The sequence below is a fragment of the Paenibacillus sp. J31R109 genome (assembly GCF_059692055.1).
Genome location: NZ_JCAUAR010000024.1, coordinates 40,049 through 63,297, shown reverse-complemented (window position 1 = coordinate 63,297; position 23,249 = coordinate 40,049). Strand labels below are relative to the sequence as shown.

General features: G+C 44.5%; 15 protein-coding genes and 1 riboswitch. Of the genes, 2 read left to right on the top strand and 13 right to left on the bottom strand.

The features are described 5' to 3' along the window. Positions 1 to 49 precede the first annotated feature (49 nt). The 11 genes from AC58QT_RS32345 to AC58QT_RS32295 form a co-directional block, all read right to left on the bottom strand. The gene (locus AC58QT_RS32345; RefSeq protein ID WP_497412584.1) at positions 50 to 1,000 is read right to left on the bottom strand and encodes a peptidylprolyl isomerase; all 951 of its coding nucleotides are present in this window, start codon (positions 998 to 1,000) and stop codon (positions 50 to 52) included. Positions 1,001 to 1,082: 82 nt separating this feature from the next. Beyond that, positions 1,083 to 1,949: an Hsp33 family molecular chaperone HslO gene (hslO, locus tag AC58QT_RS32340; RefSeq protein WP_497412583.1), complete on the bottom strand. Its 867-nt coding sequence runs from the start codon at positions 1,947 to 1,949 to the stop codon at positions 1,083 to 1,085. Positions 1,950 to 1,972: 23 nt separating this feature from the next. Further along, positions 1,973 to 2,737: a type III pantothenate kinase gene (locus tag AC58QT_RS32335; RefSeq protein WP_171629506.1), complete on the bottom strand. Its 765-nt coding sequence runs from the start codon at positions 2,735 to 2,737 to the stop codon at positions 1,973 to 1,975. Then, complete coding sequence (gene nadC, locus AC58QT_RS32330; RefSeq protein ID WP_497412582.1) at positions 2,734 to 3,603, bottom strand: carboxylating nicotinate-nucleotide diphosphorylase; 870 nt, start codon at positions 3,601 to 3,603, stop codon at positions 2,734 to 2,736. The genes AC58QT_RS32335 and nadC overlap by 4 nt, the downstream gene beginning before the upstream one ends. Position 3,604: 1 nt before the next feature. Beyond that, positions 3,605 to 5,215: an L-aspartate oxidase gene (nadB, locus tag AC58QT_RS32325; RefSeq protein ID WP_310502520.1), complete on the bottom strand. Its 1,611-nt coding sequence runs from the start codon at positions 5,213 to 5,215 to the stop codon at positions 3,605 to 3,607. 127 nt (positions 5,216 to 5,342) lie between these two features. After that, positions 5,343 to 6,281 carry a quinolinate synthase NadA gene (nadA, locus tag AC58QT_RS32320; protein ID WP_310502521.1) on the bottom strand — a complete coding sequence of 313 codons (939 nt, stop codon included), beginning with the start codon at positions 6,279 to 6,281 and terminating at the stop codon, positions 5,343 to 5,345. Between the two features lie 200 nt (positions 6,282 to 6,481). Continuing rightward, entirely contained in the window at positions 6,482 to 8,443 is a 1,962-nt protein-coding gene (gene ftsH, locus AC58QT_RS32315) for an ATP-dependent zinc metalloprotease FtsH (protein ID WP_497412581.1), read from the bottom strand. Positions 8,444 to 8,540: 97 nt separating this feature from the next. After that, the gene (gene hpt, locus AC58QT_RS32310; protein WP_056617930.1) at positions 8,541 to 9,080 is read right to left on the bottom strand and encodes a hypoxanthine phosphoribosyltransferase; all 540 of its coding nucleotides are present in this window, start codon (positions 9,078 to 9,080) and stop codon (positions 8,541 to 8,543) included. A gap of 61 nt (positions 9,081 to 9,141) precedes the next feature. Continuing rightward, positions 9,142 to 10,563, bottom strand: a complete 1,422-nt coding sequence (gene tilS, locus AC58QT_RS32305) for a tRNA lysidine(34) synthetase TilS (RefSeq protein ID WP_497412580.1) — start codon at positions 10,561 to 10,563, stop codon at positions 9,142 to 9,144. A gap of 33 nt (positions 10,564 to 10,596) precedes the next feature. Further along, entirely contained in the window at positions 10,597 to 11,502 is a 906-nt protein-coding gene (locus tag AC58QT_RS32300) for a protein kinase domain-containing protein (RefSeq protein WP_497412579.1), read from the bottom strand. After that, a complete protein-coding gene (locus tag AC58QT_RS32295; protein WP_497412592.1) occupies positions 11,486 to 12,208 on the bottom strand; it encodes a vWA domain-containing protein in 723 nt (240 codons plus the stop codon). Before AC58QT_RS32295 ends, AC58QT_RS32300 begins: the two co-directional genes overlap by 17 nt. Before the next feature lie 370 nt (positions 12,209 to 12,578). On the opposite strand from AC58QT_RS32295, the gene AC58QT_RS32290 reads away from it, so the two are divergent. Together AC58QT_RS32290 and srtB are read left to right on the top strand one after the other, a co-directional pair. Then, a complete protein-coding gene (locus tag AC58QT_RS32290) occupies positions 12,579 to 17,873 on the top strand; it encodes an SdrD B-like domain-containing protein (protein ID WP_497412578.1) in 5,295 nt (1,764 codons plus the stop codon). Between the two features lie 87 nt (positions 17,874 to 17,960). Continuing rightward, positions 17,961 to 18,794: a class B sortase gene (srtB, locus tag AC58QT_RS32285; protein ID WP_497412577.1), complete on the top strand. Its 834-nt coding sequence runs from the start codon at positions 17,961 to 17,963 to the stop codon at positions 18,792 to 18,794. Positions 18,795 to 18,803: 9 nt separating this feature from the next. Here the strand turns inward: srtB and AC58QT_RS32280 are convergent, their stop codons facing one another. Both AC58QT_RS32280 and AC58QT_RS32275 read right to left on the bottom strand, forming a co-directional pair. Continuing rightward, on the bottom strand, positions 18,804 to 19,634 hold the full coding sequence (locus AC58QT_RS32280) for a transglutaminase domain-containing protein (protein ID WP_497412576.1): 831 nt from the start codon (positions 19,632 to 19,634) through the stop codon (positions 18,804 to 18,806). A 55-nt stretch (positions 19,635 to 19,689) separates the two neighbouring features. Next, a riboswitch (cyclic di-GMP riboswitch) is annotated at positions 19,690 to 19,772 on the bottom strand. 156 nt (positions 19,773 to 19,928) lie between these two features. Next, the gene (locus tag AC58QT_RS32275) at positions 19,929 to 23,207 is read right to left on the bottom strand and encodes a collagen binding domain-containing protein (RefSeq protein ID WP_497412575.1); all 3,279 of its coding nucleotides are present in this window, start codon (positions 23,205 to 23,207) and stop codon (positions 19,929 to 19,931) included. Positions 23,208 to 23,249: the final 42 nt, after the last annotated feature.

The window sequence follows — 23,249 nt, the reverse complement described above, 5'->3', positions numbered from 1 at the left end:
TAATCTTATCAATGCGCCCACAGGTTGTCAACCATATTTTCACATTCACCTATCGGAGCGTCGGATCCAGCACACTAACCTTCCATTTAACGCGCAACTGCACGACAAACTCCTTCAATGGAGGCGCTTCTTGCAGTGCTAGCTCCTTTCGCACACTCTCTCGAATAAACGCCATATCCGGGTTCTCCTGATCCCGCTTATTCTTAAGTAAAATGACGGCAAAGCCTTGTGAAACAGGTATGGGCTTACTCACTTCGCCAACCTTCAACAATTTCGCAGCTTCCAAAATAGAGCCCTCAACAAAAGGATCGTCACCTTCAACCCAACCCAAATCACCACCGGTGTTATTGGTTGCATCATCGATGGATCGATCTCTGGCTAGTGTCACAAAGTTCTCCCCTTTGGCCAGTTCCGCAATGACTTTCGTTGCTTGCTCCTTCGTGGATACAATGATCTGCCCAATGTTGTATTCCGTTCCTTGTTCAAACTCATCCGCATGTGTCTTAATGTAGGTATCAACCTGAGTATCTGTAATGTGAATGGATGCCGTTGCTAGCTTCTCAAGTAACAACTTATTCGCTACATCCTCTTGGATTTCCTGCTCAGACAAGCCCAACTGACTTTGCATAGAGTCATAAAATTGCCCTTCACTTTCGTACCCTTGCTGCATCCTTTTCAGCTCACGGTTGATTTCCGCACTCGCTACCTTCGTCCCCGACTCATTTCCCTCTAGGCGAATTACTTCACGATCCAACATTTGACTCAACTGCTCTGGCCCATAATGGCGCGCGAGCGCTGATTGGAGCTCACTCAACGTAATTTCCTGATTCCCAATTTTGGCGACAACTCGTGTATTCTTATTCTCACCCTGCTGTTCTGGCTCCGGTGATTGTCTTGGTTCTGCTTGGTTGATAGCATGACTGATCAGCAAGGATGCGAGTACGAGAATACATATCGCCATCGCGATGATGACTCCCCACAATCGCTTTACATTGCGCATCCTATTTCCCTCTTTTACTTCCATATTGCTTCTTGCTGCTTACGCCTGTGTTCATTAGCCAAAACAAGCAGTTCACCCACGCTTACAAATCAATCATCCGTTGCAAGTCTTCGCCTTCATATCGGTAAGCTTCATTACAGAAATGACAGACGACTTCCGCAACTCCCTCTTCTTCCAACATCTCTTGAAGTTCTTTCTTACCTAACGATATTAGCGTAGATTCCACTTTCTCACGACTACATTTGCACTGGAACCTAACATCCATATCATCAAGCAAACGGAAAGAAGGGAGTACGGTTTGTAAAATTTCCTCTAAACTCAATCCGCCGCCTAACATATTCGTAAAGCTTGGGATTTGACCTAGCATGGTCTCGATCTCATCAATCTCACTATCCGTTAATCCTGGGAGCAGTTGAATCACAAATCCACCCGAAGCAAGGATCGTATGATCCTTATTCACCAATACCCCTAACGCGACTGCGGAAGGTGTTTGTTCTGATTTCGCAAAATAATACGTAAAATCTTCCGCTAACTCACCTGAAATCAAAGGAACGCTTCCTTTATAAGGCTCTTTCATTCCTAGATCTTTCGTTATGTATAAAAAACCGTCTGTCCCTACCGCAGCGGCAACATCTAATTTGCCATTTTCTTTGAGCGGCAGATCTACGAAAGGATTATCTACGTAGCCACGCACTTCACCCTTTGCATTCGCATCTACAACGATTTGTCCTATCGGTCCATCCCCTTTGACCTGAACAATGAGATGTTCTTCACCTTTGAGCATAGCAGCTAAAAGAAGCGCAGCGGCCGCTGTTCTCCCTAACGCGGCTGTCGCTGTCGCTGTCGTTTGGTGCCTGCGACTAAGCTCTTCGGTTAGGAGCGTCGTCTGAACAGCAAACGCACGCACACGCCCATCCAAAGCTGTTCCTCGAATTAAATAATCACTCATGTCAATTTCCTTCCTTATACTGCTTAGACATTTTTCTCGTAAATCATTTGTAACCCTTGTAGCGTAAGCAATGGGTTGACGACTTGAATCGTCCGCGACTCGCTAGAAATGAGTTCTGCTAATCCACCCGTTGCAATCACTGTTGGATTTACGTTAAACTCCTGAATGACCCGTTCGACGATCCCGTCTACCTGACCAACATAGCCATAAATAATGCCCGCTTGCATCGCTGCTACGGTATTCCGACCAACCACACTCTTCGGCTTAACCAGCTCAATACGCGGCAACTTAGCTGCTTTCTGATACAGCGCTTCCGTGGAGATCCCAATGCCTGGCGCAATGGCGCATCCCACTAGCTGCCCTGATGAATCAATGTAATCGTAGGTTGTAGCTGTGCCGAAATCAACAATAATACATGGAGCTCCATATAGCTCCAGTGCCGCTACCGCATTCACGATGCGATCTGCGCCAACTTCCTTCGGATTGTCTACACGGACGTTCAAACCTGTTTTGATCCCTGGACCTACGATAAAAGGCGCCCTTTTCAAATAGTGTAAGCAGAGGTTTTCCATAGCATTCATCAACGGGGGCACGACAGATGAAATAATGACACCTTCTACTTGCGCAAAGGAAATGCCCGAATGTTGGAACAAGCTGTGCAGCTGCATGCCATATTCATCCACGGTAGCCGAACGATTCGTGCTTACGCGCCAATGATGCAAGAGCGTACGTTCTTGGTAGAGGCCGAGCACAATATTCGTATTCCCGACATCGATAACGAGAATCATACGGCTGTCCCCTTCCGCTCATTCAGATCTAATGAGATATCGAGCGCTGCTACCGAGTACGTCAGTCGTCCAACGGAAATCACGTCTACCCCTGTTTCCGCCATGGCTTTAATCGTTTGCGGGGTGACCGAACCTGATCCTTCTACTACAATATGCGGCGCTTTGCTTTTAATTATCGAAACTGCTTCTTTCATTTGAACTGGAGCCATGTTATCCAGCATGATGATATCAGCTCCTGCTTGGAGTGCTTCATGCAGCTGTTCAAAGTTCTCCACTTCCACCTCAATCTTCATCGTGTGGGGAATGTTCTGACGTGCGGCTTGAACGGCCTGGGTAATACCTCCTGAGCCTTTGATATGGTTATCCTTAATCATAACCGCATCATAGAGGCCAAAACGGTGGTTGTAGCCGCCACCGACGCGCACGGCATACTTCTCAAGTAATCTGTGTCCAGGCGTTGTTTTGCGTGTGTCTACAAGTCTGGTTGGCAAGCCTTCCAGCGCCATCACAAATTCATGCGTCTTCGTGGCGATCCCCGACAATCGTTGCATCAAATTCAGACTCAATCGCTCGCCCAATAGGATGCTGCGTGTATTGCCTTCCACTTCAGCTAGTATGGTCCCTTTATGAACAGACGATCCTTCGGCCACTTTTGTTTCAAAACGAAGAGAAGCATCGACCACAGCAAAAACCTCCTGTGCGATGCGAAGTCCACAAACAATTCCGTCTTCTTTGACGTGGATAATCCCTTTGGATACTTGTTCCAAAGGGATTGTTGTTATAGTCGTGACATCGCCGGTTCCGATATCTTCTTCTAGCCATAGGCGAATTTGCTTCCGAACTAGTTCCATATTTATTTCTAACATGCTAAATCCACTCCTCAATCCTATCTTCCCCGCGCTGGAAAACAATATGCTTCTTCCATACCAAGTCATCCCGTTCCGGGAAATCTTCTCGATAATGACCGCCGCGGCTTTCTTCACGGGTTAATGCTGCTGTTGTTGTTAAAAGGGCGACATTGAGCAAATTAGCGAACTCATACTCTTCACGCTTCGTCATGAGAGAATCAAAGATTGACAATTGTCTGGCTAATTCCTCATGCCCTTTTTGCAAGCCCTTGGCCGTGCGCTTGAGACCTGCATAGCGAAGCATAACTTTCTGAAGCTTCAACTTTTTCTCCACAACGGCTTGGTTCGGAATCTCTGTCCGTGGAGCTTCCGATTCCGCACGGATCTGAATATTGCCTTCTAGCGGTGGCAATTCTTGAATCCGCTCAATAATTCTGCGACCGAATACAATTGCCTCGGATAAAGAGTTGCTCGCTAAGCGGTTAGCGCCATGTACACCTGTCGACGAAACCTCACCACATGCAAAGAGTCGACGAACCTGAGTCTCTCCGTGTAAATCAGTTTTTACGCCACCCATCATGTAATGTGCGGCTGGTGCTACTGGGATCCAATCGGTGCTCATATCGAGCCCGTAATTCAAACAATATTCGTAGATCGTCGGGAACCGATGTTTAATCAGTTCTTCCGATTCGTGTGTAATATCAATATAAACGAAGGTAGATTTACAGCTCTCCATTTCGTCAACGATTGCACGAGCAACAACGTCTCTAGGTGCAAGCTCTAGTTGTGGGTGATAGCGTTCCATGAAGCGTTCGCCCTTGATATTACGCAAATAAGCGCCTTCGCCCCTCACCGCTTCAGAAATCAGAAAGCGTGGTGCGCCCGGGTAGCATAATGCTGTCGGGTGGAATTGAATGAATTCCACATCTTGAATCTGAGCACCCGCGCGATGCGCGATTGCAATCCCGTCGCCGGTAGCGATGTCGGGATTCGTTGTGTAGCGGAACAGCTGTCCCGCGCCACCGGAGCAAAGAATTGTGGCGTTGCCACGCACAAACACACGCTGTCCGTTTGGTTTCTGCACGAGTGCTCCGTAACATTCACCGTCTTGGGTAATCAGGTCGATCACGAAGTGGTCGTCCCAAATTTCAATATTCGGATCCTGTTTGGTACGTTCCGATAGAGCTCTAACAATTTCCGCACCTGTCGCATCTCCATTAGAGTGCAAAATACGTCGTTGGCTGTGCGCCCCTTCTTTGGTTAAAGCAAACTCCCCGTTCTCAAGATCGAACTGCGTTCCCATGCGGATCAAATCCTGAACGCCTTCTGGTCCTTCATGTACAAGTACATCAACAGCTTCCGACGAACAAAGACCTGCGCCTGCAATCACTGTATCTTGACGATGATATTCGGGTGAATCTTCATCCGAGATCACTGCGGCAATTCCACCCTGCGCATAACGCGTGTTGCTATCCAAGAGAGATTTCTTCGTAATCATGAGGACTTTTTTATTCTCGCTCGCACGTAGCGCTGTGAATAGCCCTGCAATGCCTGCACCAATAACAATTACATCCGTATGTATATGAGGAATCGAATCTAAATCAACATCTACGAGATATCTAGGAATCATGACGTTTCACCTGTTCTTCACCCTTAATACCTCGTAAAGCAACGTCAGTTCGTCCATACTCGCTCATTGGATCGATACTAGCCTTGCTTCACGAGGGCACCTATTCAAGACAAGAGAGTAGCGCATGCTACTTAACTTGTAACATGCGCTCCAAGGACAATCTTGCTTTATCTGCCACATCTTCTGGTACATAAATCTCTGGTTGCATCGTCTCTAGACATTTAACAATTTTCTTCAAATTGTTTACTTTCATATTCGGACACACCAGATATTTGGTTGCAAAATGGAACTTCTTATCAGGACTATCCAAGCGTAGTTGGTAACCAGTCCCATCTTCTGTTCCTACAATAAACTCTTGGCAGTCCGACTCTTTGCAATATTTAATAATTGCAGTTGTACTACCTACAAAGTCCCCTAGTTTCACAACTTCTGGGCGACACTCTGGGTGAACAACAAACTGTGCATTCGGGTATTGCGCTCTCATTTCTTCCACATCTTTAACGGTTAACATATCATGCGTATTGCAGTAACCTTCCCAGATGATCACTTTTTTGCTTGTGAATTTTGATACATAGTCACCTAAATTTTTATCCGGTACCCAGATGATCTCATCTGAATCGACGGAATTGATGACATTGATCGCGTTCGCAGAGGTACAACAAATGTCTGTTTCAGACTTCACATCGGCCGATGTATTGATATAGGCCACGACTTTGGCCTTCGGATGCTGACGTTTAAGAGCGCGTAGACCTTCTACATTCACCATATCTGCCATCGGACAGCCAGCCCGTTCGTCTGGAATAATCACGGTTTTATTCGGTGCGAGAATCTTGGCACTTTCCCCCATGAAATGAACACCACAGAATACGATGACATCCGCATCGGTTTGTGCGGCCTTCTGAGCAAGCAAAAAGGAGTCCCCTCTAAAATCCGCTACCTCTTGAACTTCGTCACGCTGATAATAATGAGCAAGAATAATGGCATTCCGTTCTTTCTTCAATTGCAGCAGTCGTTCTTTGAGCTCACGGTTTTGTTCCGCTTTGCGCTCTAATGCTAAGGCTTCCATGGTGCTTCCTCCCCTATCTGGGACGTAAAATGATCTCGTCGTCTATCTAAAAGTAGTATGATCTAAATGCAATAAAATTAGAGATTTACAACTAATTTACACATTCTCACATCGCCTGTCAATGCGCAAATACAGTGAAAAAACTCGGAATTCCGCGCACACTTGATGTGTACAACGGATTTCCGAGTTCGCATTGCAACTTACTCTTCTGTTTGATCCGGTTTGATCTCTTTCACTTCTTTATCTTTGTCAAACTCCAGCTTATTGCTTTCGCTAGCTTGGCTTTGACCTTGAATAGTTACTTTCACATCTTCCTCATCGGAACCGGCGCTAAGCTTACCTTTTTCCAAAAGTTCGATGATTTCGTCTTTATCCAACGTTTCTTTCTCAAGCAATGTTTTGGCTACAAGGTGAATCTGATCCGCATGCTCTGTAAGAATCGTGCGCGCACGTTCGTAGCACATACGAATTAAGCTTTGCATCTCTTGATCGATCTCGTAAGCAATGGCATCACTATAGTTCTGTTCATGTCCGATGTCGCGGCCCAAGAATACTTGGCCTTGTGAGCTACCGAACTGCATCGGTCCAAGCTTATCGCTCATACCGTATTCCATAATCATGCGACGAACGATTCCCGTTGCCTTCTGGAAGTCACTGTATGCTCCTGTGCCGATTTCTCCGATAAACAATTCTTCGGAAACACGACCACCTAAGAGTCCAGTTACTTTATCCAACAACTCGTTCTTCGTTTGCATCATGCGATCTTCGCCTTCTTTAGGCAACATCATCACATAACCGCCAGCGCGTCCACGAGGTACGATTGTCACTTTGTGAACCATGTCCGCATTCTCTGCATGATAACCGATAATCGCGTGTCCCGCTTCATGATAAGCTACGATACGTTTCTCAGCCTCAGAAATAATACGGCTTTTCTTCTGTGTACCCACGATAATACGGTCAAATGCTTCTTCAACTTCTGCCATCGAAATATCTTTACGATTACGACGAGCAGCAATCAAAGCCGCCTCATTTAATAAGTTCTCAAGATCAGCGCCCGTAAAACCAGTTGTATAACGTGAAAGTGAATCTAGCTTCACATCTTTCGCAAGCGGCTTGTTACGTGCGTGAACTTTCAATACAGCTTCACGGCCTTTGATATCCGGACGATCTACCGTAATTTGACGGTCAAAACGACCTGGACGCAATAAGGCAGGGTCTAGAATATCAGGTCGGTTGGTTGCTGCAACGATGATAATACCTTCGTTCGCACCGAAACCGTCCATTTCAACAAGCAATTGGTTGAGCGTTTGCTCACGCTCGTCATGTCCGCCACCTAAGCCTGCGCCACGTTGACGACCAACCGCATCGATCTCATCAATAAAGATAATACAAGGTGAATTCTTCTTCGCGTTCTCGAACAAGTCACGAACACGGGATGCACCGACACCGACGAACATCTCAACGAAGTCAGAACCAGAAATACTGAAGAATGGTACGCCTGCTTCACCAGCAACTGCACGAGCTAGCAACGTTTTACCTGTTCCTGGAGGACCGTTCAATAGAACACCCTTAGGAATTCTAGCACCAACTGCTGCGAATTTGCGAGGATCCTTCAGGAACTCAACAACCTCGATCAGTTCTTGTTTCTCTTCATCCGCGCCTGCCACATCTTCGAATGTGACACGTTTCTTCTCCTCGTTATATAGGCGCGCACGGCTCTTGCCGAAGTTCATCACTTTACCGCCGCCGCCTTGCGCTTGATTCAATAAGAAGAAGAACAAAATGAAGATAATGACGAATGGAATAATGGACGTAAGAAAGCTAATCCAAACGCTATCACGTTCCATCGGCCCGTACTCTTCCGAAGGTACGCCGTTCGCTTCAATCATTTGTACAACTAACGGCTCGTAAGGAGCATGTGTTTCGAAGCTCTTCTTATCGGCGCCATTAGGCGGGTTAATATACTTACCCTTAATGGAATACGTATACCCATCAAACTTTAATACTACGGACTCTACATTTTTGTTTACTACTGCTTGTCGGAATTTATCGTAGGTGATTAACTCCTTCTGTTCATTTTGAGTACTAATGAAATGAACGATCCCTACAGTAACCAAAAATATAAGCAAATAAAAGCCGGTATTCCGGATAATTCGATTCATAACGAGCCTCCTCTCAAACGGCACACAATTATTATTTTACCATATCCCGGTAAAGCGCCACAACATTACTGTCCTACTGCGCGTGCGGAACATGACACTAGCTCGAATAGATCTCTGGTTTCAATATGCCGATAAATGGAAGGTTACGATACTTCTCTGCATAATCCAGACCATATCCGACAACGAATTCATCTGGTAGCACATAACCTGCATAATCAGGCTCAAGCTCTACCGTTCTTCGTGCCGGTTTATTAAACAGCGCAACAACTGAAATCGTCTTCGCATTGCGACGTTCTAGCACATCTATCAGATAACTAAGCGTTAAGCCGCTATCGATAATATCTTCCACGATCAGAATATGACGTCCTTCAACCGGAACATCAAGATCTTTGATAATCTTAACGACTCCTGAAGATTTCGTGGATTGACCGTAGCTTGATACCGCCATAAAATCAATTTCCAAAGGCACTCTAATTTGTTTTACAAGATCCGCCATGAAAATAAAAGCGCCCTTCAATACACAAATAACCAATGGATTCTTGCCTTCGTAATCAGTGGAAAGCAACTCCCCTAATTCTTTAATCTTGCCTTGAATTTGTTCTTCACTGTAAAGTACTTCTTGAATGTCGCTGTACAAGGATGAACCCCCTAGATTATATTATGAATCCTTATAAATTTACATTCTAGAAGAACGAAATTTACGTATGTTTCTGCAGCACTAGCTTCATATGAAGCACACGTTGTGTGTCTGGTCCGACCATAGCGTGTTTGGACCTACGAAATCCAGCAATCCAGAGAATCTTTCCGGATGCGTCGACCAGTAGTGGGATAACCTCACGCCTCGTTGGCGGCATTTTGGCATCAATGAACATATCCTTTACTTTTTTGGATCCGTTTAAACCAAGTGGTTCCAATCGATCGCCCGATCGGCGGCTTCTAATACAAAGCGGCAATTCAACTTGGTCCAAATCCAAAAAAACGTCGCCGTTATGATCTGGGATTGCTTTCTCATACGAGCTTAAAGGCATCCAGGAGTAGATCAGCTTGGCGTTCATGCCTGGCAGGTTCACTTCATTCGATGCTAACCTAATCTCATAAGCGTAAGGCTTCGGATCGGGTGCAAATGTCTGAAATTGAATAGATCCATATTCTCTCACAATATAAACCTGTTCATCCACCTGTAAGACTTGATTCGACATCTGATCTTTCACAATTAACTCGCGAACACGCTCAATTCGTGTAAATACCAGCCGTTCCCTTTCCAAACAAAGACAGTTTAATATTAATTTAATCAAACGCCTTTGTAAAGCAACGTGAAGCTCGGCGAAATCACTCCTATTTAAGCGGCAGATGTTGGACTGAAAAGTCACGATTCGGCGAAAAACGTTATCCGTTTCCCCATCCAAATAATCATTCTCAGCTTGCATCACTTCCGTCAAACGATTGAGTGACTCTGGAAGTTGTTCATTATACTGTTTCAGCATCGGCATAAGATCTAGCCGAATCCGATTGCGGAAATACTTCCGCAGCTCATTGCTGCTGTCCTTACAATAGGTAATTTCATGCTGAGCGCAATAATTCACAATATCTGATTTGTATATACGTAAAAAAGGACGAATCAGTTCCACTTTTTTTTCGCGTCTGCGTTCTGGCATTCCAACAAGCCCTGAAGGGCCCGTTCCTCTGAGGATTCGCATGAGCATCGTTTCCGCTTGATCATCCGCATGATGCGCTAAAGCGATCCGTTGTGCGCTGTATTTGTCAGCTACCTGGTGAAGAAATTCATACCTTTTCTCACGTGCTGCCGCTTGCCCATTTAGAGAAGCTTCCTCTATATAGGCAGGAACATCAATTTCCCCAATTTCACAGGGAAGCTCCAGCCCTGCCGCAAGCTCCGCAACGAAATCTGCCTCTGCATCCGACTCAGCACCTCGGAATTGATGGTTCACGTGAGCTACAACGAGTGTCCACTGATACCTCTGAGAAAGCTGAAACAGGACATGTAATAAAGCCACAGAATCAGGCCCCCCTGAAACCGCAACAATCATTACATCTCCTGTATCGGCGAGCTTTTGCTCTACTATTCGTTGTTCTACACTGGCAACTAAACCCGTTTCCATGCCACTTTCCTTTCTGCCAATCCCTTACCCCAACTACCAATACTTATATATCGTTGCTCCAAAAATAAAAATAGAAGCAGCAAAGCATATTTTGAGCCATGGCATTTTCAACGTAGCCTGCGCGGCTTTCTTGCCCGTTATTAACTTCTTCCAATAACTAATCGCTTCTTCCGACGTGCTGAACTCGCCGTGCAGAGCTTTATTCAAAAAGGGAGCCAGTTGTGCAGCAATTGGATTTTCGCGCATAATCGCAGTTAACTGATCTAATTCTCGATTCTGTGGCAGCATCTTAATAAATCCTGAGAAGCGCTTGCGATGATCTAGTGTCTTTAATAATAATATCGCGAATGAAAATAGATCGTAGCTTTCTTCCGCAACCCGCTCCCCCATATTCCAAAACCCGCGATCGTAGACTTCCGTTAGTTGTTTAATCGCTCGTCCCTTAGAGGTTACGCCGCCAAAATCAATAAGATCCACATCTCCATACTTAGACACAATCATATTCTCAACCTTCAGGTCCCCGAATACATATCCGCTTCTATGGATTTCTGTGAGCTTTTGCAAGAGATTCGTACCTATGACATATATCCAATCTTGGCCACGCTTATTTATAAAATCAGAAAGACTTGCACCTTCAATATAGCGCATGACATAAAAGGAAATTCCTTTTCCCTGAATGATCATATCGTCTGAATCGATCAAAAAATTCTTAAATGAATTCTCTTTCAATGAAATAGCCAGCAAGGAATTGATCTCCGACTGATGGTCAACGGTTTCATATCCTGCTTTAAGCGCAAATCTAGCGTTTCCCCTGCGTACAAGAGCAACAATACCATTTGAACCTGCACCTAATAAACGCTCGACCACATACACATGGCCATTCCACTTCCCTTTAATCTCAGACCCAGGGCGAAAGGCCTCATCATACCACGTAGTCACTCAGCATCCCTTCCTCGGTCGTCTTTGGTGAGAAAGGCTTTTCTGTCACGAACTGCAACGTTTGCAGTAGCGCTGGACCCGTTGGCGTCGTACCCTTCATGTTTATTTTATAGAACATCTTATCAACATTTGCAAGCTGATTCGTCCAACCATGATCCATTTCTAATTCTTGATCACTTGATTTCGTTGACGGGAAATGGAAAACAGCCAACTCACTTACACCGCTACGGGCCCTTAGACTCAGCAGGAGATCATGGATCGCTTCACGTACCGCGGCAAGCTTTGGCTTCATACTGGCACTAGCATCTATTAAAAGAGCGACACGCAGCGACGTGGTTTCACTCATATTATCAATCACTTGTACGACTTCGGCACGTTTCTCCGGTGGTAATTGTTCAATTTGAGAAATGCCCAGAATGCTTTGCAGTTCTTTGCCAACTGCATGCTGAATTGTAGCATTCACAGTTTTGCGAGTCATCATTTGCACCGTCTGTGAAAGCTGTTCGGAATTAACGATACGACTCATACCACCACCCGCTGCCGCAATCTCTCGAATTTCTTCTGAGCCTAGCACCCCTAGCTCTCCATGATCAATCACACCAATGACATTCACCGTAACACCTTCTGCATGCGCTTGAGCCGCTGCGATAACTGGACTTACACCAACATTGGAACAACCATCTGTGATTAATAGTATTTGTTTCATCATGAACCTCTGCCTCCCTGGCGGAAAAAGATTAGCTCTCTAGTAGTTTCTTATCCTAGTTTTTCCATTTTCGAGAGTGTCTAATCATCGCAAAGTTAGCGTTACAATCTATGTGTTTTTTCGATTTCAAATAAACTTCACATTTATTTTCATTAAACATAGACTTCAGGCCTGATTTTAACTATATAATAGGTATAAAGATCTATATAAAATGGAGGTGAATAGTGCTTAGGTTGGAAAATATCGACATTTTATATCAACTTGGCTTCTACATACGAAATACGATTAGCAAATAGATATAAACATGCTGAATGTACTGCTTTTACTCTATTACATGGCCATTCATGTTTAAGGATTCGGAGGATCGATTATGCGTCAATTATCTTCTCGCGTGAAAAAAAAGCGCGCCATGCTTCAATTTCGCAATAAAATTCTTGTCCTGCTTTTCACACTTTCTCTAGGTGTATTGCCCTACTACAATTTTGTTGCAATAGCAGCGTCTGTTAATCTTACTCTGGAGAAATCGGTCGACAAAACTACTGCTAAACCAGGAGAAACGATTACCTTCACGATCAAGTATGCCAATCCAAGTACCACCGTTGCCGCTGAAGATATGGTGATTACGGATATCCTGCCTCCAACGCTCGATTACATTGACGTGGATACCACAACAGACGTAGCTACAGTAGATGCCACCGCAGGCACAGTGAAGTTTAACATGATCCACATTCTTCCCGCCGGTAAAACTGGCGTACTCAAGTTGAGGGCGAAGTTCAAAGAAGGTGTTACCCGTCAGGGTGACATCGCACAGAATACAGCTACTGCAACAGCAGCTAACGGCGTTCCTACTTCGTCTACAGCCCAGGCTGTAACTGCTACTGTGGATGCACCAGATTGGCTTATCGAGAAAAGCAAAATCAATCCCACTGTAGATCCCGCCTTAGATAGTGAAGTCACCTATGAAGTCAAACTAAAAGGCAACAGCAAACTAGGCGGCTCCAATATTAGTCATGTAGGCGTTTATGATACACTCCCGCCGAACTCTACGTTTGTTTCTGCTACTGGCGGCGGCGTTTACGATTCCGTATATGGCAGTGTGTACTGGAACATTCCTACATTAAATGTAGGGCAGCAAGTTACTTACCAAGTTGTGCTGAAATTCCCGAGCCCGACCTTCAACATAGGCAACTCCGTAACCAATTCGGTTTATGCTGCGGGAACGAGCCTTGCTGGAACTGCCCTTATGACCAATGTGGCGCATGTTACGCATCTTCTCGCGGCCCCGACGCCAGGCATATACGGAATTAACAAAGATGCTCGTCAATCTAATGATGAATATGCCATTGGTCAAATTGTTGATTATAAAATCAATAGCTTTGGTAACAGCGGCAACGTGCCCCTTAATAGCCTGATCGTCGAGGATGCAATACCTGCCCAGATTAATCTGACTAAGGTAACGACGGGTTCCTATGTGAACAATTCAGGAGTTTCTGTATCTGCCTTTTATCAAAAAAACAATATTAACACTTGGTTCCCTTGGAACGGTGGCAGTGGCTTGAGTACGAGTACTAGCCAGGATTTACTTGTTTCCAGTTTAGGGCTGGCAGGTGCTGATTACGTGTCGAAGGTCAAGTGGGAATATAGCGGGGCTCCTGCTGGATTCCGTGTTGCTTCCGATCTTCACGTGTATGGTGAACTGCTAAGCACAGATCATAACGCAAACCCTGTCGCAACAAATCAAGTGATTCCAAATACCGCTACGGTTACTGCGACATATCTCGCTGCTCCATATACAAATAGCGATACCGTTACTATAAAAGTGGTAAATCCTCAGCCTTGGATCGTGACCGACAAGTCCGTAGTTGGCAGTTCCAATTTGAATCTTGGCGCTACAGTTACCTATAAATTAAGAGTACAGAATCACCCGTACGCTACTGGTAACCTGACCTCTCCAACGATTCTTGAATTCTTTCCGGAAGATCAACTAGAAAATTTCACAGTCGTTAGTGAAGATCAAACACACGCTCACACTGGTGGGACGATCAACTTCAGCCATACAACGCCGACTGTTGGCACTGTCACTTATTCTGTCTATAACTGGACATTTGCAGGCGCTGTCTTACAGCCAGGGGATTATATTGATGTGACAATCCGTGGAAAGATCAAGACTGACGCTTTGAATGGCAACTTCAGTAACACGATGTATGCCGCTAGCTCAGTCACAGATACCTTCCGAAGTGACGTCCCTACCCTTCCCGATAGCAACGATTGGGATGCCAATGGAACAACTACAAAGTTTGTATCTGACACAGCGAATGTGTACGTGAAATTTAGAGGATCCCTCGAATCTGTAAAGTGGGTAAAAGGTGAGCTAGATAGCGGTTTCTCCAAGTATCCGGCTACCGGGAAGACTCTCCCTGGTGGAAAGGCGATGTATCAGTTAAGGGTTAAAAATGCTGACTCTAATGGACCGATCTCGAACATCGTCATCATTGATAAATTACCTCGCATTGGTGATACAGGTGTTATTGATTTGAGTGAACGAGACACGGAATGGAGACCCTATCTGGTTAATCCTGTGACAGGTCCTGACGGCGTTGCTCTGAATTCTGAAATCAAAGTCTATTACTCGACCAAAGATAATCCAAATGTCAGTGAACTCTCAGATCCTCTTCATCGCTCGACTACGGATACAAGTGATTGGACAACTAGTCCTCCTGAGGATATTACAACGGTAAAAGCACTGAAATTCGATTTTGGTAGTATGGTGCTTAATATAAACCAATCCGTCACCTTAGAATGGGATATGCGTGCACCTGTTAGTGCGCCAAGAAATAAAATTGCTTGGAACTCATTTGGTTATGGAGCTACCTATCCCGATTCAGGTGGACCACAAGCCTTCTTGCCCTCTGAGCCTATTAAGGTAGGTTTCGAAGTAGAAGGTGTAGATCCCGTAGGAACGAGCAACTTAGGTGATTTTATTTGGGCAGATACGAACGCAGATGGGATTCAAGATACCGGGGAAGTTGGCAAAAACGGTATTTTGGTCAATCTATATCGCGCCTCAGCACCTACAACTCGAATCGCCTATACTAGAACTGGATTTGAGCATGGGACTGATAAGCCAGGTTACTATGAATTCCCTAATCTGATCGCGGGTGACTATATCATTGAATTTAAAATGCCAAGTGGAAGTTATTATCTATCACCTCAGGATAATCCATCGGCTACAGATGCAACAGATAGTGATTTTTCATTATATAATTCAGGCGCCCAAACCTATCGCACTACTCAAGTTAGCTTGCCTGCAAATTCAACCAACATGACATTAGACGCAGGTATTTACACGAAGGGTGAGATTGGTGATTTCGTTTGGAATGATTTGAACGCCAACGGCAAGCAAGATAGCGGAGAGCCCGGCATAAGCGGAGCGACAGTCAAGCTGTTCAAATCATCCGATTTGGACCCAGCACATGTCCTTCAGACAACAACAACGGATGCGTCTGGAAAGTATTTATTTCCTCAATTGGATCCGGCCCATTATACGGTTCAATTTATTAATCCTATCGGTTATAAACCAACTCTTCGAGATCAGGGAGCCGATGATGCTAAAGATTCTGATCGAGACGTAATAACAGGCTTCAGTCATTCAATCGCATTGACATCGGGGAAACAAGACCATTCTGTTGATGCAGGTTTCTACCTCGGCGAGATCGGCGATTTAGTCTGGTACGATCGCAACGCCAATGGCGTTCAGGATGCCGGAGAGCCTGGTATTTCAGGCGTAACCGTCAAGCTGTTCGATGCTTCAAATCTAGCAGCAGCTTTAATGACAACAACAACTAGTAGCAGCGGAATTTATAACTTCTCTAGCCTCTTGCCCGGCAGTTATGTTGTAAAGTTTACAAGACCAACTTCATATGACTTCTTCTCCTCAGCTAATCAGGGGGCAGATGACGCGAAAGATAGCGATGCTGTCTTTACAACCCGGGAAGATTCAGAAGCAACAGTCAACAATATTTCCCTTCTGGATGGTGGACGTGATTATACATTTGACGTCGGTCTATATAAACCAGCTAGTTTAGGCGATAAAGTCTTCTTGGATGCTAATAAAAATGGTATTCAAGATGCAGGTGAAGCCCCCGTCCCAGGGGTAGTAGTGAATTTATATTCAACCTTGGATCTTACTCAGGTCGTCGCTACTCAAACCACAGATGTCGCTGGATTGTATAAATTTACCGGTTTAACTCCAGGCAGCTACATCGTAGAATTCGTGAAACCTCAAGGTTATGGACTATCAACGAAGAATCAAGGCGGTGATACTGCTTTAGACTCCGATGCTGACCTTGCAACGGGTAAAACAAGTGTTGTAACCTTATCTGCCGGAGACGATAACATCACCATCGATGCTGGACTTTATTTATTGACGGACGGCTCGCTAGGAGACATCGTATGGCATGATCTGAATGCAAATGGCCTGCAAGATAGCGGTGAACCAGGCATTCCTGGGGTTACGGTGGAGCTTTATACGGCAGGGACGGCAACCTTGCTAGGCACGCAAACTACGGATGCTGGAGGGCGTTACCTGTTTACAAACCTCCAGAACACAGGTAGCTACCAAGTGAAGTTTATTGCTCCTGCAGGCTACAAGAAAAGCCCTATAAATGTTGGCAGCGACGATAGCAAAGATTCAGACGCTGACCTAACGACAGGACTTAGTCATACCATTTCCTTACTGACTACAGTTAATGATTTGACCATTGATGCAGGCTACTATAAACTTGCAAAGCTGGGGGACCGGGTATTCCTGGATTCAAATAAAAATGGCTTGCAAGATGCCACAGACGCTGGCTACCCTAAAATGACAGTCAAACTTTATCTCACATCTAATCCAAGCGTCGTTCTCGATACACAAGAAACGGATGTCAACGGGAACTACTTGTTCGAGAATCTAGAACCAGGTTCCTATGATGTCGCGTTCCAACCTGTCAGCGGTTATTTATTCTCAACTAGCCTTATTGGCCCAGATCGTACTGTTGACTCTAATCCTAACAGTTCTGGTCGTGTAACAGGGATTGCCCTACAATCTGGCGACGACGATCGCACCATCGACGCCGGTATCTATCTGCAACCTGTTTTCTATGGCCCTGGACCAATACCGACACCAAGCGTTACACCAGCCCCGACGCCTAAACCTAGCGTGACACCAGGAGTTACTCCAAGCGCTACGCCTAAACCTAGCACAACGCCTTCTCCAGCTCCTTCGGCGACGCCAGCTGCGCCTATTACAACCGATGAAGATACATCCGTTGAAGGCGTCATTCCGGTGGTATCTCCTGAAGCTGCGGAATCTATTTATGTAGCTCCTGAAAATGGTGATGTCGAGTTAACAGACGATGGCAAATGGATCTATACGCCTAAAGAAGGGTTTAATGGAACCGATGGCTTCACAATTGCCATTAAAGAACCTGATGACTCCATTACGTATCACGATGTTCAAGTTCGTGTATTACCAAAAGGCAAGAAGAATGGCAGCGCCGCTTCCCTTGTTCCGAAAACAGGCCAACAAGCCTACAGCAATTTTTATTTAACCGGATTAGCCATGGTAGTTGCAGGATTAAGCGTTTTTGGGGCTACCCGTTGGCAGCAGCGCAAAAATAAATAATCTTTGACCCTAGGGGCACAACATGTGCCCCTTCTTTATTCTCTTCTGGATAACCATATTGAATCAGCTAAAGGAGGCGACTGGTGTATGTTCCGACTAAAAACACCGAAACCAAAGAAATCGTATGCAATTTCATATGGACTAGCAGGACTTCTACTTGTCGCTGGAATCTCCTTGCTTATTATCGATTCGCACACCAAACATAGGGAGAGCCAGCAGTCCCTCACTTTACAGAACCAACTCTCACAGCTTTATTACTCAAATCCAACATCCCCTGCCTCCATTCAACCTAAAGCAGCGGATACGCAAACAGATGCACTTCCAACACCCCCCCTGATGCCAGAGAACACGCCCACATCCATTCGGGACAAAATAAAAAGCCTAACCGCCGTGAACAAAGAAATCAAAGGTTGGCTTCGTGTTGATGGCGCAGGCGTGGATTATCCCGTGGTCCAGCATGCCGACAACGACTATTATTTGCATACGGACGCTGCAGGTAAACCATCCATATATGGGAGTATTTTTATAGATTCTCGCATTGATATGAATCGTCCACAACGTAATATCGTTATCTATGGGCATAACATGATCGATGGGACTATGTTTGGAAGCTTAGGCACCTTCAAAAAGGAATCTTTCTACAAAGAACACCACTCGATTCAGCTTGACTTACCCGATGAAGTTACAAACTGGGAGGTATTCGCCGTCTATACGTTAGATGCGAGTCAGGATACCATTGAAGCCTCTTACGAGAATGATCAAGCTTTTCTTCAAGCACTACATGAATACCGCCAGAAGTCACTTTATTCCACAAAAATTAACCCTACTGCGAAAGAACAAATCATCACGCTTGTTACTTGCAGTAATGAGACCGATGATACACGTCTCGTTGTGCATGCGGTCAAAAAAAAGGAGCCTTAGGCTCCTTTTTTATTTATATTCAGTTTCAGCGACAGGGTAGTCACTTTCTTCCCATGTATGCTTCATGCCCTTGAGCGCTTTACTCGTTATATTATAATAATCCATTGATGGATTTGATGTTGAATCATTAAATACAGTATCTAGCATATACCAATTATCCTCGATGTTCACTTCATTCCACATGTGCGGTTGTTCTATATCATCATTGATATAACCTACGATTAGATGGCTTGTAATTCCCGCTTTGTTCAGCAGCAAGTTTGTAAGGATTGCATAACCCTGACATACTGCTTTCTTATTGTATAGCGCTGAATATGCCGTATGGCCAATCTCACCTAAATCTTCATACGAAGTATGTGAGACAACAAAGTCATGTATAGCTAACTCTTTCTCAAAAGGAGTCATCTTCGCCGTAATGATTTCATTCAATATACGGTCAACTTCCTCGTCCACATATTGATCCTGCTCCAGTGTCGTTAAATACTCCGGATGCAAAGTAATCTTCAGCTTACCGATACTACCTTTCATCGAATAAGTTAAACTTTTCATATTCCAAAATAATTCTTCTTGCAATCCACTTTGAGCTTCGTGAATAGTATCCTTCACACCTTGCAAATAACTTGTTGAATTTGTCGGTCCTTTAGCCGTGTAAAGAATCGTTATCTCTTGTGGTTTCTTGGCTAACTCTTCTTGTAGCACTACTTCCAGCTCCACTAAATCGTTAACCTCTACTACTGAATTGGTAGAACTCGGAATTGACGTTGCCGCACTTACCGTTGTAGAGACCATGAAGATAAAAAGCGTGAATAGGGCAAGGGACAAATACAACTTATTACGCATAACAAAAAACCTCCTTTGTAGTGAAGCCAAAAGAGGTTAGATTACTCTACTACCCCTTGGCGGCCCGACGATCATAGCGAATGCTTTAGACTCGTGGCTTTGCGTCCCTGCCTTTCGACAGGTTTGCCTTTTTCAAAAGTTAAATGATATAAAAACTATATGTCTATTCTACCATTTTCGACATTGATGTCAATTGAATTGTTTCAATTGGTAGTCGAGGAGAACTAGGTTTAAAGTAGTACGAGAGAGCAGGGTCCCTGCTCTCTCGTACTTTTATTACTTTATGAGATGAGCTCAGCGTTTTCTACGAACTCTCCTTCCTAACATAACACCCACTAGTATGAACGTAAGACCAGCAAGCTTAACATATAGATGACTGGACTCCCCTGTTACTGGAAGCGTTGCAGGTTCAACAGTTGGGGAAACAACCACATCAGGATCGGACGGCTTAGGCGATGGAACCGTCACTATAGGTGGTGTAGGCTTCGCCGTCGGTGTAATTGACGGACTTGGCGTGAGACTTGGTGTCGGTGTTGGTGGTGATGTTGGTGTAGTTGTTGGTGTAGTTGTTGGTGTAGTTGTTGGTGTTGACGTTGTTGGTGTTGACGTTGTTGGTGGCGGCGTAGTTGTCGGTGTTTTGCTATTCGTATACGTCATCTTTTTATTCTCAGCCGATTGTAACGAAAACGGATACTCATTCCTATCAAGAATGTACCCACTAGGGGCTGCGATTTCCTTAATCACATAATTACCTGCAAGCAGCCCTTGGAAAATAGCTACACCTATTTCATTCGTAGTTTGCGTTTGAATGAGATTCGTGGTTTCTCCAGACTTCCGGTACAACTCATAGATAGCGCCGCTAAGTGATAATTCTCTGTTAGTGGCATCCAGTTTCTTCACTTCAAGAGACCCGCGCACACCACTTCCAGTACCTGAACCCGTAGATACACCCACCACAATGTCTTTAACTGTTTCTTTGGTAACCGTCGTTACATTATTCCCACTGAAGCTCACTTTGTTGGAGACCAATTCCTGATCACGAGCTGCAATGACAGACTGATATTCCAAAACAAAAGCTGTCGAGATCAGACTTTTGAACTTTAATCGAAACGTCTGATTCCCTTCCGCATCTGTTTGAATATCAACTGTGTATCCAGTTCCCTTTACTAACTCTACATCCTTAGTCAAATCACCATTCGCGGCCGCCCTCATACTGAACAAATGAAATGAATCCGATAGTATCACCTGATTCCGAGATGGCGTATCGAAGATTTCCGCATCAGTTAACTTCGACTGTCCTTGATTGACAGTAATCTGCCAGTTGATCTTATCCCCGTTTTGAGTCCCTGTCTTGCTCACGTATTCCCCACCATGAGGGATGTTAACGGCGGCTGTAAGATCTTTAGATACTTGGGTGGAACCATCGAATAGCTTCGCTGTATTCAACACCCGATTGGTTATCAACTGGTTCTCTAAACTTGTAATAAAATCAATGGTATATGCCTCAGAAATAGGATCAAGGAATGAAATAATAAGTTTTTTCTGAGGCGTAACCTCATAGTGGTACCTTGTAGGATCCACTAAATCACCTAACGAATGCCCCCCGTTAGGAGCGATAATCATTTTATGAATAACTAATGAGTTTTCCTGTAAGGTCTGGCCAGACTCCAAAACATCTTCAATTTTAGCTTCGGAAATACTTTTCCCATTGTAGTTAATCCCCACTTTCCAAGAGATTCGTTTATTCATAGCGTTATACGTACCACTTTTGAATCCATTTTTCTTAACTTCGTTGAAGGGGTTGAACTCCGCTTGTACTGTCTTCGTATGCGCTTCGTCTTGGCTAATCCAGTCGATTGTCCCCTGATTGATGAATGAATTCGCGCTACCTAATGGAATGGCTAGATCGAGGTTAAACGCAGTATCATAAGTAATTTTTACTGGCTGTGCAACAGCATCAGCAAATGTAAGTGTAAATCCAACATCTGCATCAATACTACTATCGAGCGTATAGTCTAATGGATTATTGAGTGTAACATTTCCTTTCTTTACCACCAAGGAACCAGGTATTAATCGTAGCCCTTTACTAGGAAATGTATCCGTTACAACGACATGATTCATTTCCTTACTATCACCATTGATGACAATTTGCCATCCGACTACCTTTGATTGATAGTTGACATCACCTCTCGTCTTAACAATGCCAACTTGCGTGAAGGGCTTAGTGACCGTAGCGCTGCCATTTTCCCCCGTATAAACCTTATTTGTAAGAACTCCGTCCTCATAGACGGGACCTATTGCTTTCGTTGCATAAATAATTTTATACGCAGAAGAAATGTCTTCAAGAAATTGCAATTTAAAGCCAGACTTTCCTTCTACCGTATGCAAGGAAACTGTATATTTATCAGTTGGTACTTCACCGGCGACTGTAGCTGCCCCATTGCCATTTAAAGTAACCTTGTATACATGAAATGACCCTTCAACCACCTGATGAATATTATCAAATAAATCCGTCAGTAAAGCTTCTGATTGTGGGATCTCCTCTTCGCCACCGTTATACAAGATAGCCCATTCCATGGTCTGAGTTATAGGATCATACTTCGTTGCTTCCTTGATCAGCATTTTCCCCCGGGATACACTTACTGTTGAAGAAGCCTGAATAGGCGCCTTATTCGTTCCAGAGAAACTGGCTGTATTCGTAAAGGAAGTCTTCAACTTATCCGTAATTGGCGTTGTATATTGAATACGATAGGCAGACGTTATCGGACTATCCGTAAACTGAACGCGAAAAGCCCCGCCTACTGTACTCACCGAATAGCTGCCACTAGCCAATTCCGCCCCCTGGCTTACTGACCCGTTAAGCTGTACGTTTAATTGATACACCGCAACCGTCACAGGAACCGATAGTCCATCAGGAATTGAATCCGTAACAACTGCGTTCTGTACCGTATCCAGTGTCTTATTCACATCCACCGTCCAATCAATCGACTTCGCATTATAGCCTAGAGGAGCACCAGATTTACTAATCGTTGAATCTACGTTAGGCCTGAACTTTATGGTAAATATCTGGTCACCGCTTCGAACAGGAATGACGATAGTTTGTTCTGTAGTCCCTGTAATTTGCCTCTTATTAAATTGCGTAAGGAAGCTTAAAGTACCCTTCAAATCATCATGATTCTCGATAAATTGGTTAAACGTAATCACCACATGATGAGTATCTTTATCTGCGTGAAAATTCCCAACTGTTGAGCTGTTATCTATGACAAGAGCACCGCTTACATCATTAAACAATACAAACTCTTGCGGCAGGTTAAAAGAAAATGTATCCCCGTTATGGTAGCCATGGCCATTTGGCAAAGACCAAGTGTAGTCCAGCTTCGCTTGTGCATTCTGGTCATATACATTCCCCGTAACAACTTGGCCGTTACTATCATATACCGCTAGTGTGACACTATCTAGGATATTACCTGAAATTTCAGTTGCATTTACTTTGCTGGATAAGGTAATCCCATAAAGACATTGCATAAACATAAGAAGAGCAATCAGCAAAGCCTTTGTTTGTTTCTTCACCATCTTCGTTTGACCTCCATTTCAATTTTCCTTTGATACAAATTG

Excerpts from the sequence above, each read along its gene's own strand:
- nadC (WP_497412582.1), bottom strand. The coding sequence starts at position 3,603 with ATGTTAGAAATAAATATGGAACTAGTTCGGAAGCAAATTCGCCTATGG.
- AC58QT_RS32335 (WP_171629506.1), bottom strand. The coding sequence starts at position 2,737 with ATGATTCTCGTTATCGATGTCGGGAATACGAATATTGTGCTCGGCCTC.
- srtB (WP_497412577.1), top strand. The coding sequence starts at position 17,961 with ATGTTCCGACTAAAAACACCGAAACCAAAGAAATCGTATGCAATTTCA.
- nadA (WP_310502521.1), bottom strand. The coding sequence starts at position 6,281 with ATGGAAGCCTTAGCATTAGAGCGCAAAGCGGAACAAAACCGTGAGCTC.
- hslO (WP_497412583.1), bottom strand. The coding sequence starts at position 1,949 with ATGAGTGATTATTTAATTCGAGGAACAGCTTTGGATGGGCGTGTGCGT.
- nadB (WP_310502520.1), bottom strand. The coding sequence starts at position 5,215 with ATGATTCCTAGATATCTCGTAGATGTTGATTTAGATTCGATTCCTCAT.
- AC58QT_RS32290 (WP_497412578.1), top strand. The coding sequence starts at position 12,579 with ATGCGTCAATTATCTTCTCGCGTGAAAAAAAAGCGCGCCATGCTTCAA.
- ftsH (WP_497412581.1), bottom strand. The coding sequence starts at position 8,443 with ATGAATCGAATTATCCGGAATACCGGCTTTTATTTGCTTATATTTTTG.
- AC58QT_RS32275 (WP_497412575.1), bottom strand. The coding sequence starts at position 23,207 with ATGGTGAAGAAACAAACAAAGGCTTTGCTGATTGCTCTTCTTATGTTT.
- AC58QT_RS32295 (WP_497412592.1), bottom strand. The coding sequence starts at position 12,208 with ATGAAACAAATACTATTAATCACAGATGGTTGTTCCAATGTTGGTGTA.
- AC58QT_RS32345 (WP_497412584.1), bottom strand. The coding sequence starts at position 1,000 with ATGCGCAATGTAAAGCGATTGTGGGGAGTCATCATCGCGATGGCGATA.
- tilS (WP_497412580.1), bottom strand. The coding sequence starts at position 10,563 with ATGGAAACGGGTTTAGTTGCCAGTGTAGAACAACGAATAGTAGAGCAA.
- AC58QT_RS32280 (WP_497412576.1), bottom strand. The coding sequence starts at position 19,634 with ATGCGTAATAAGTTGTATTTGTCCCTTGCCCTATTCACGCTTTTTATC.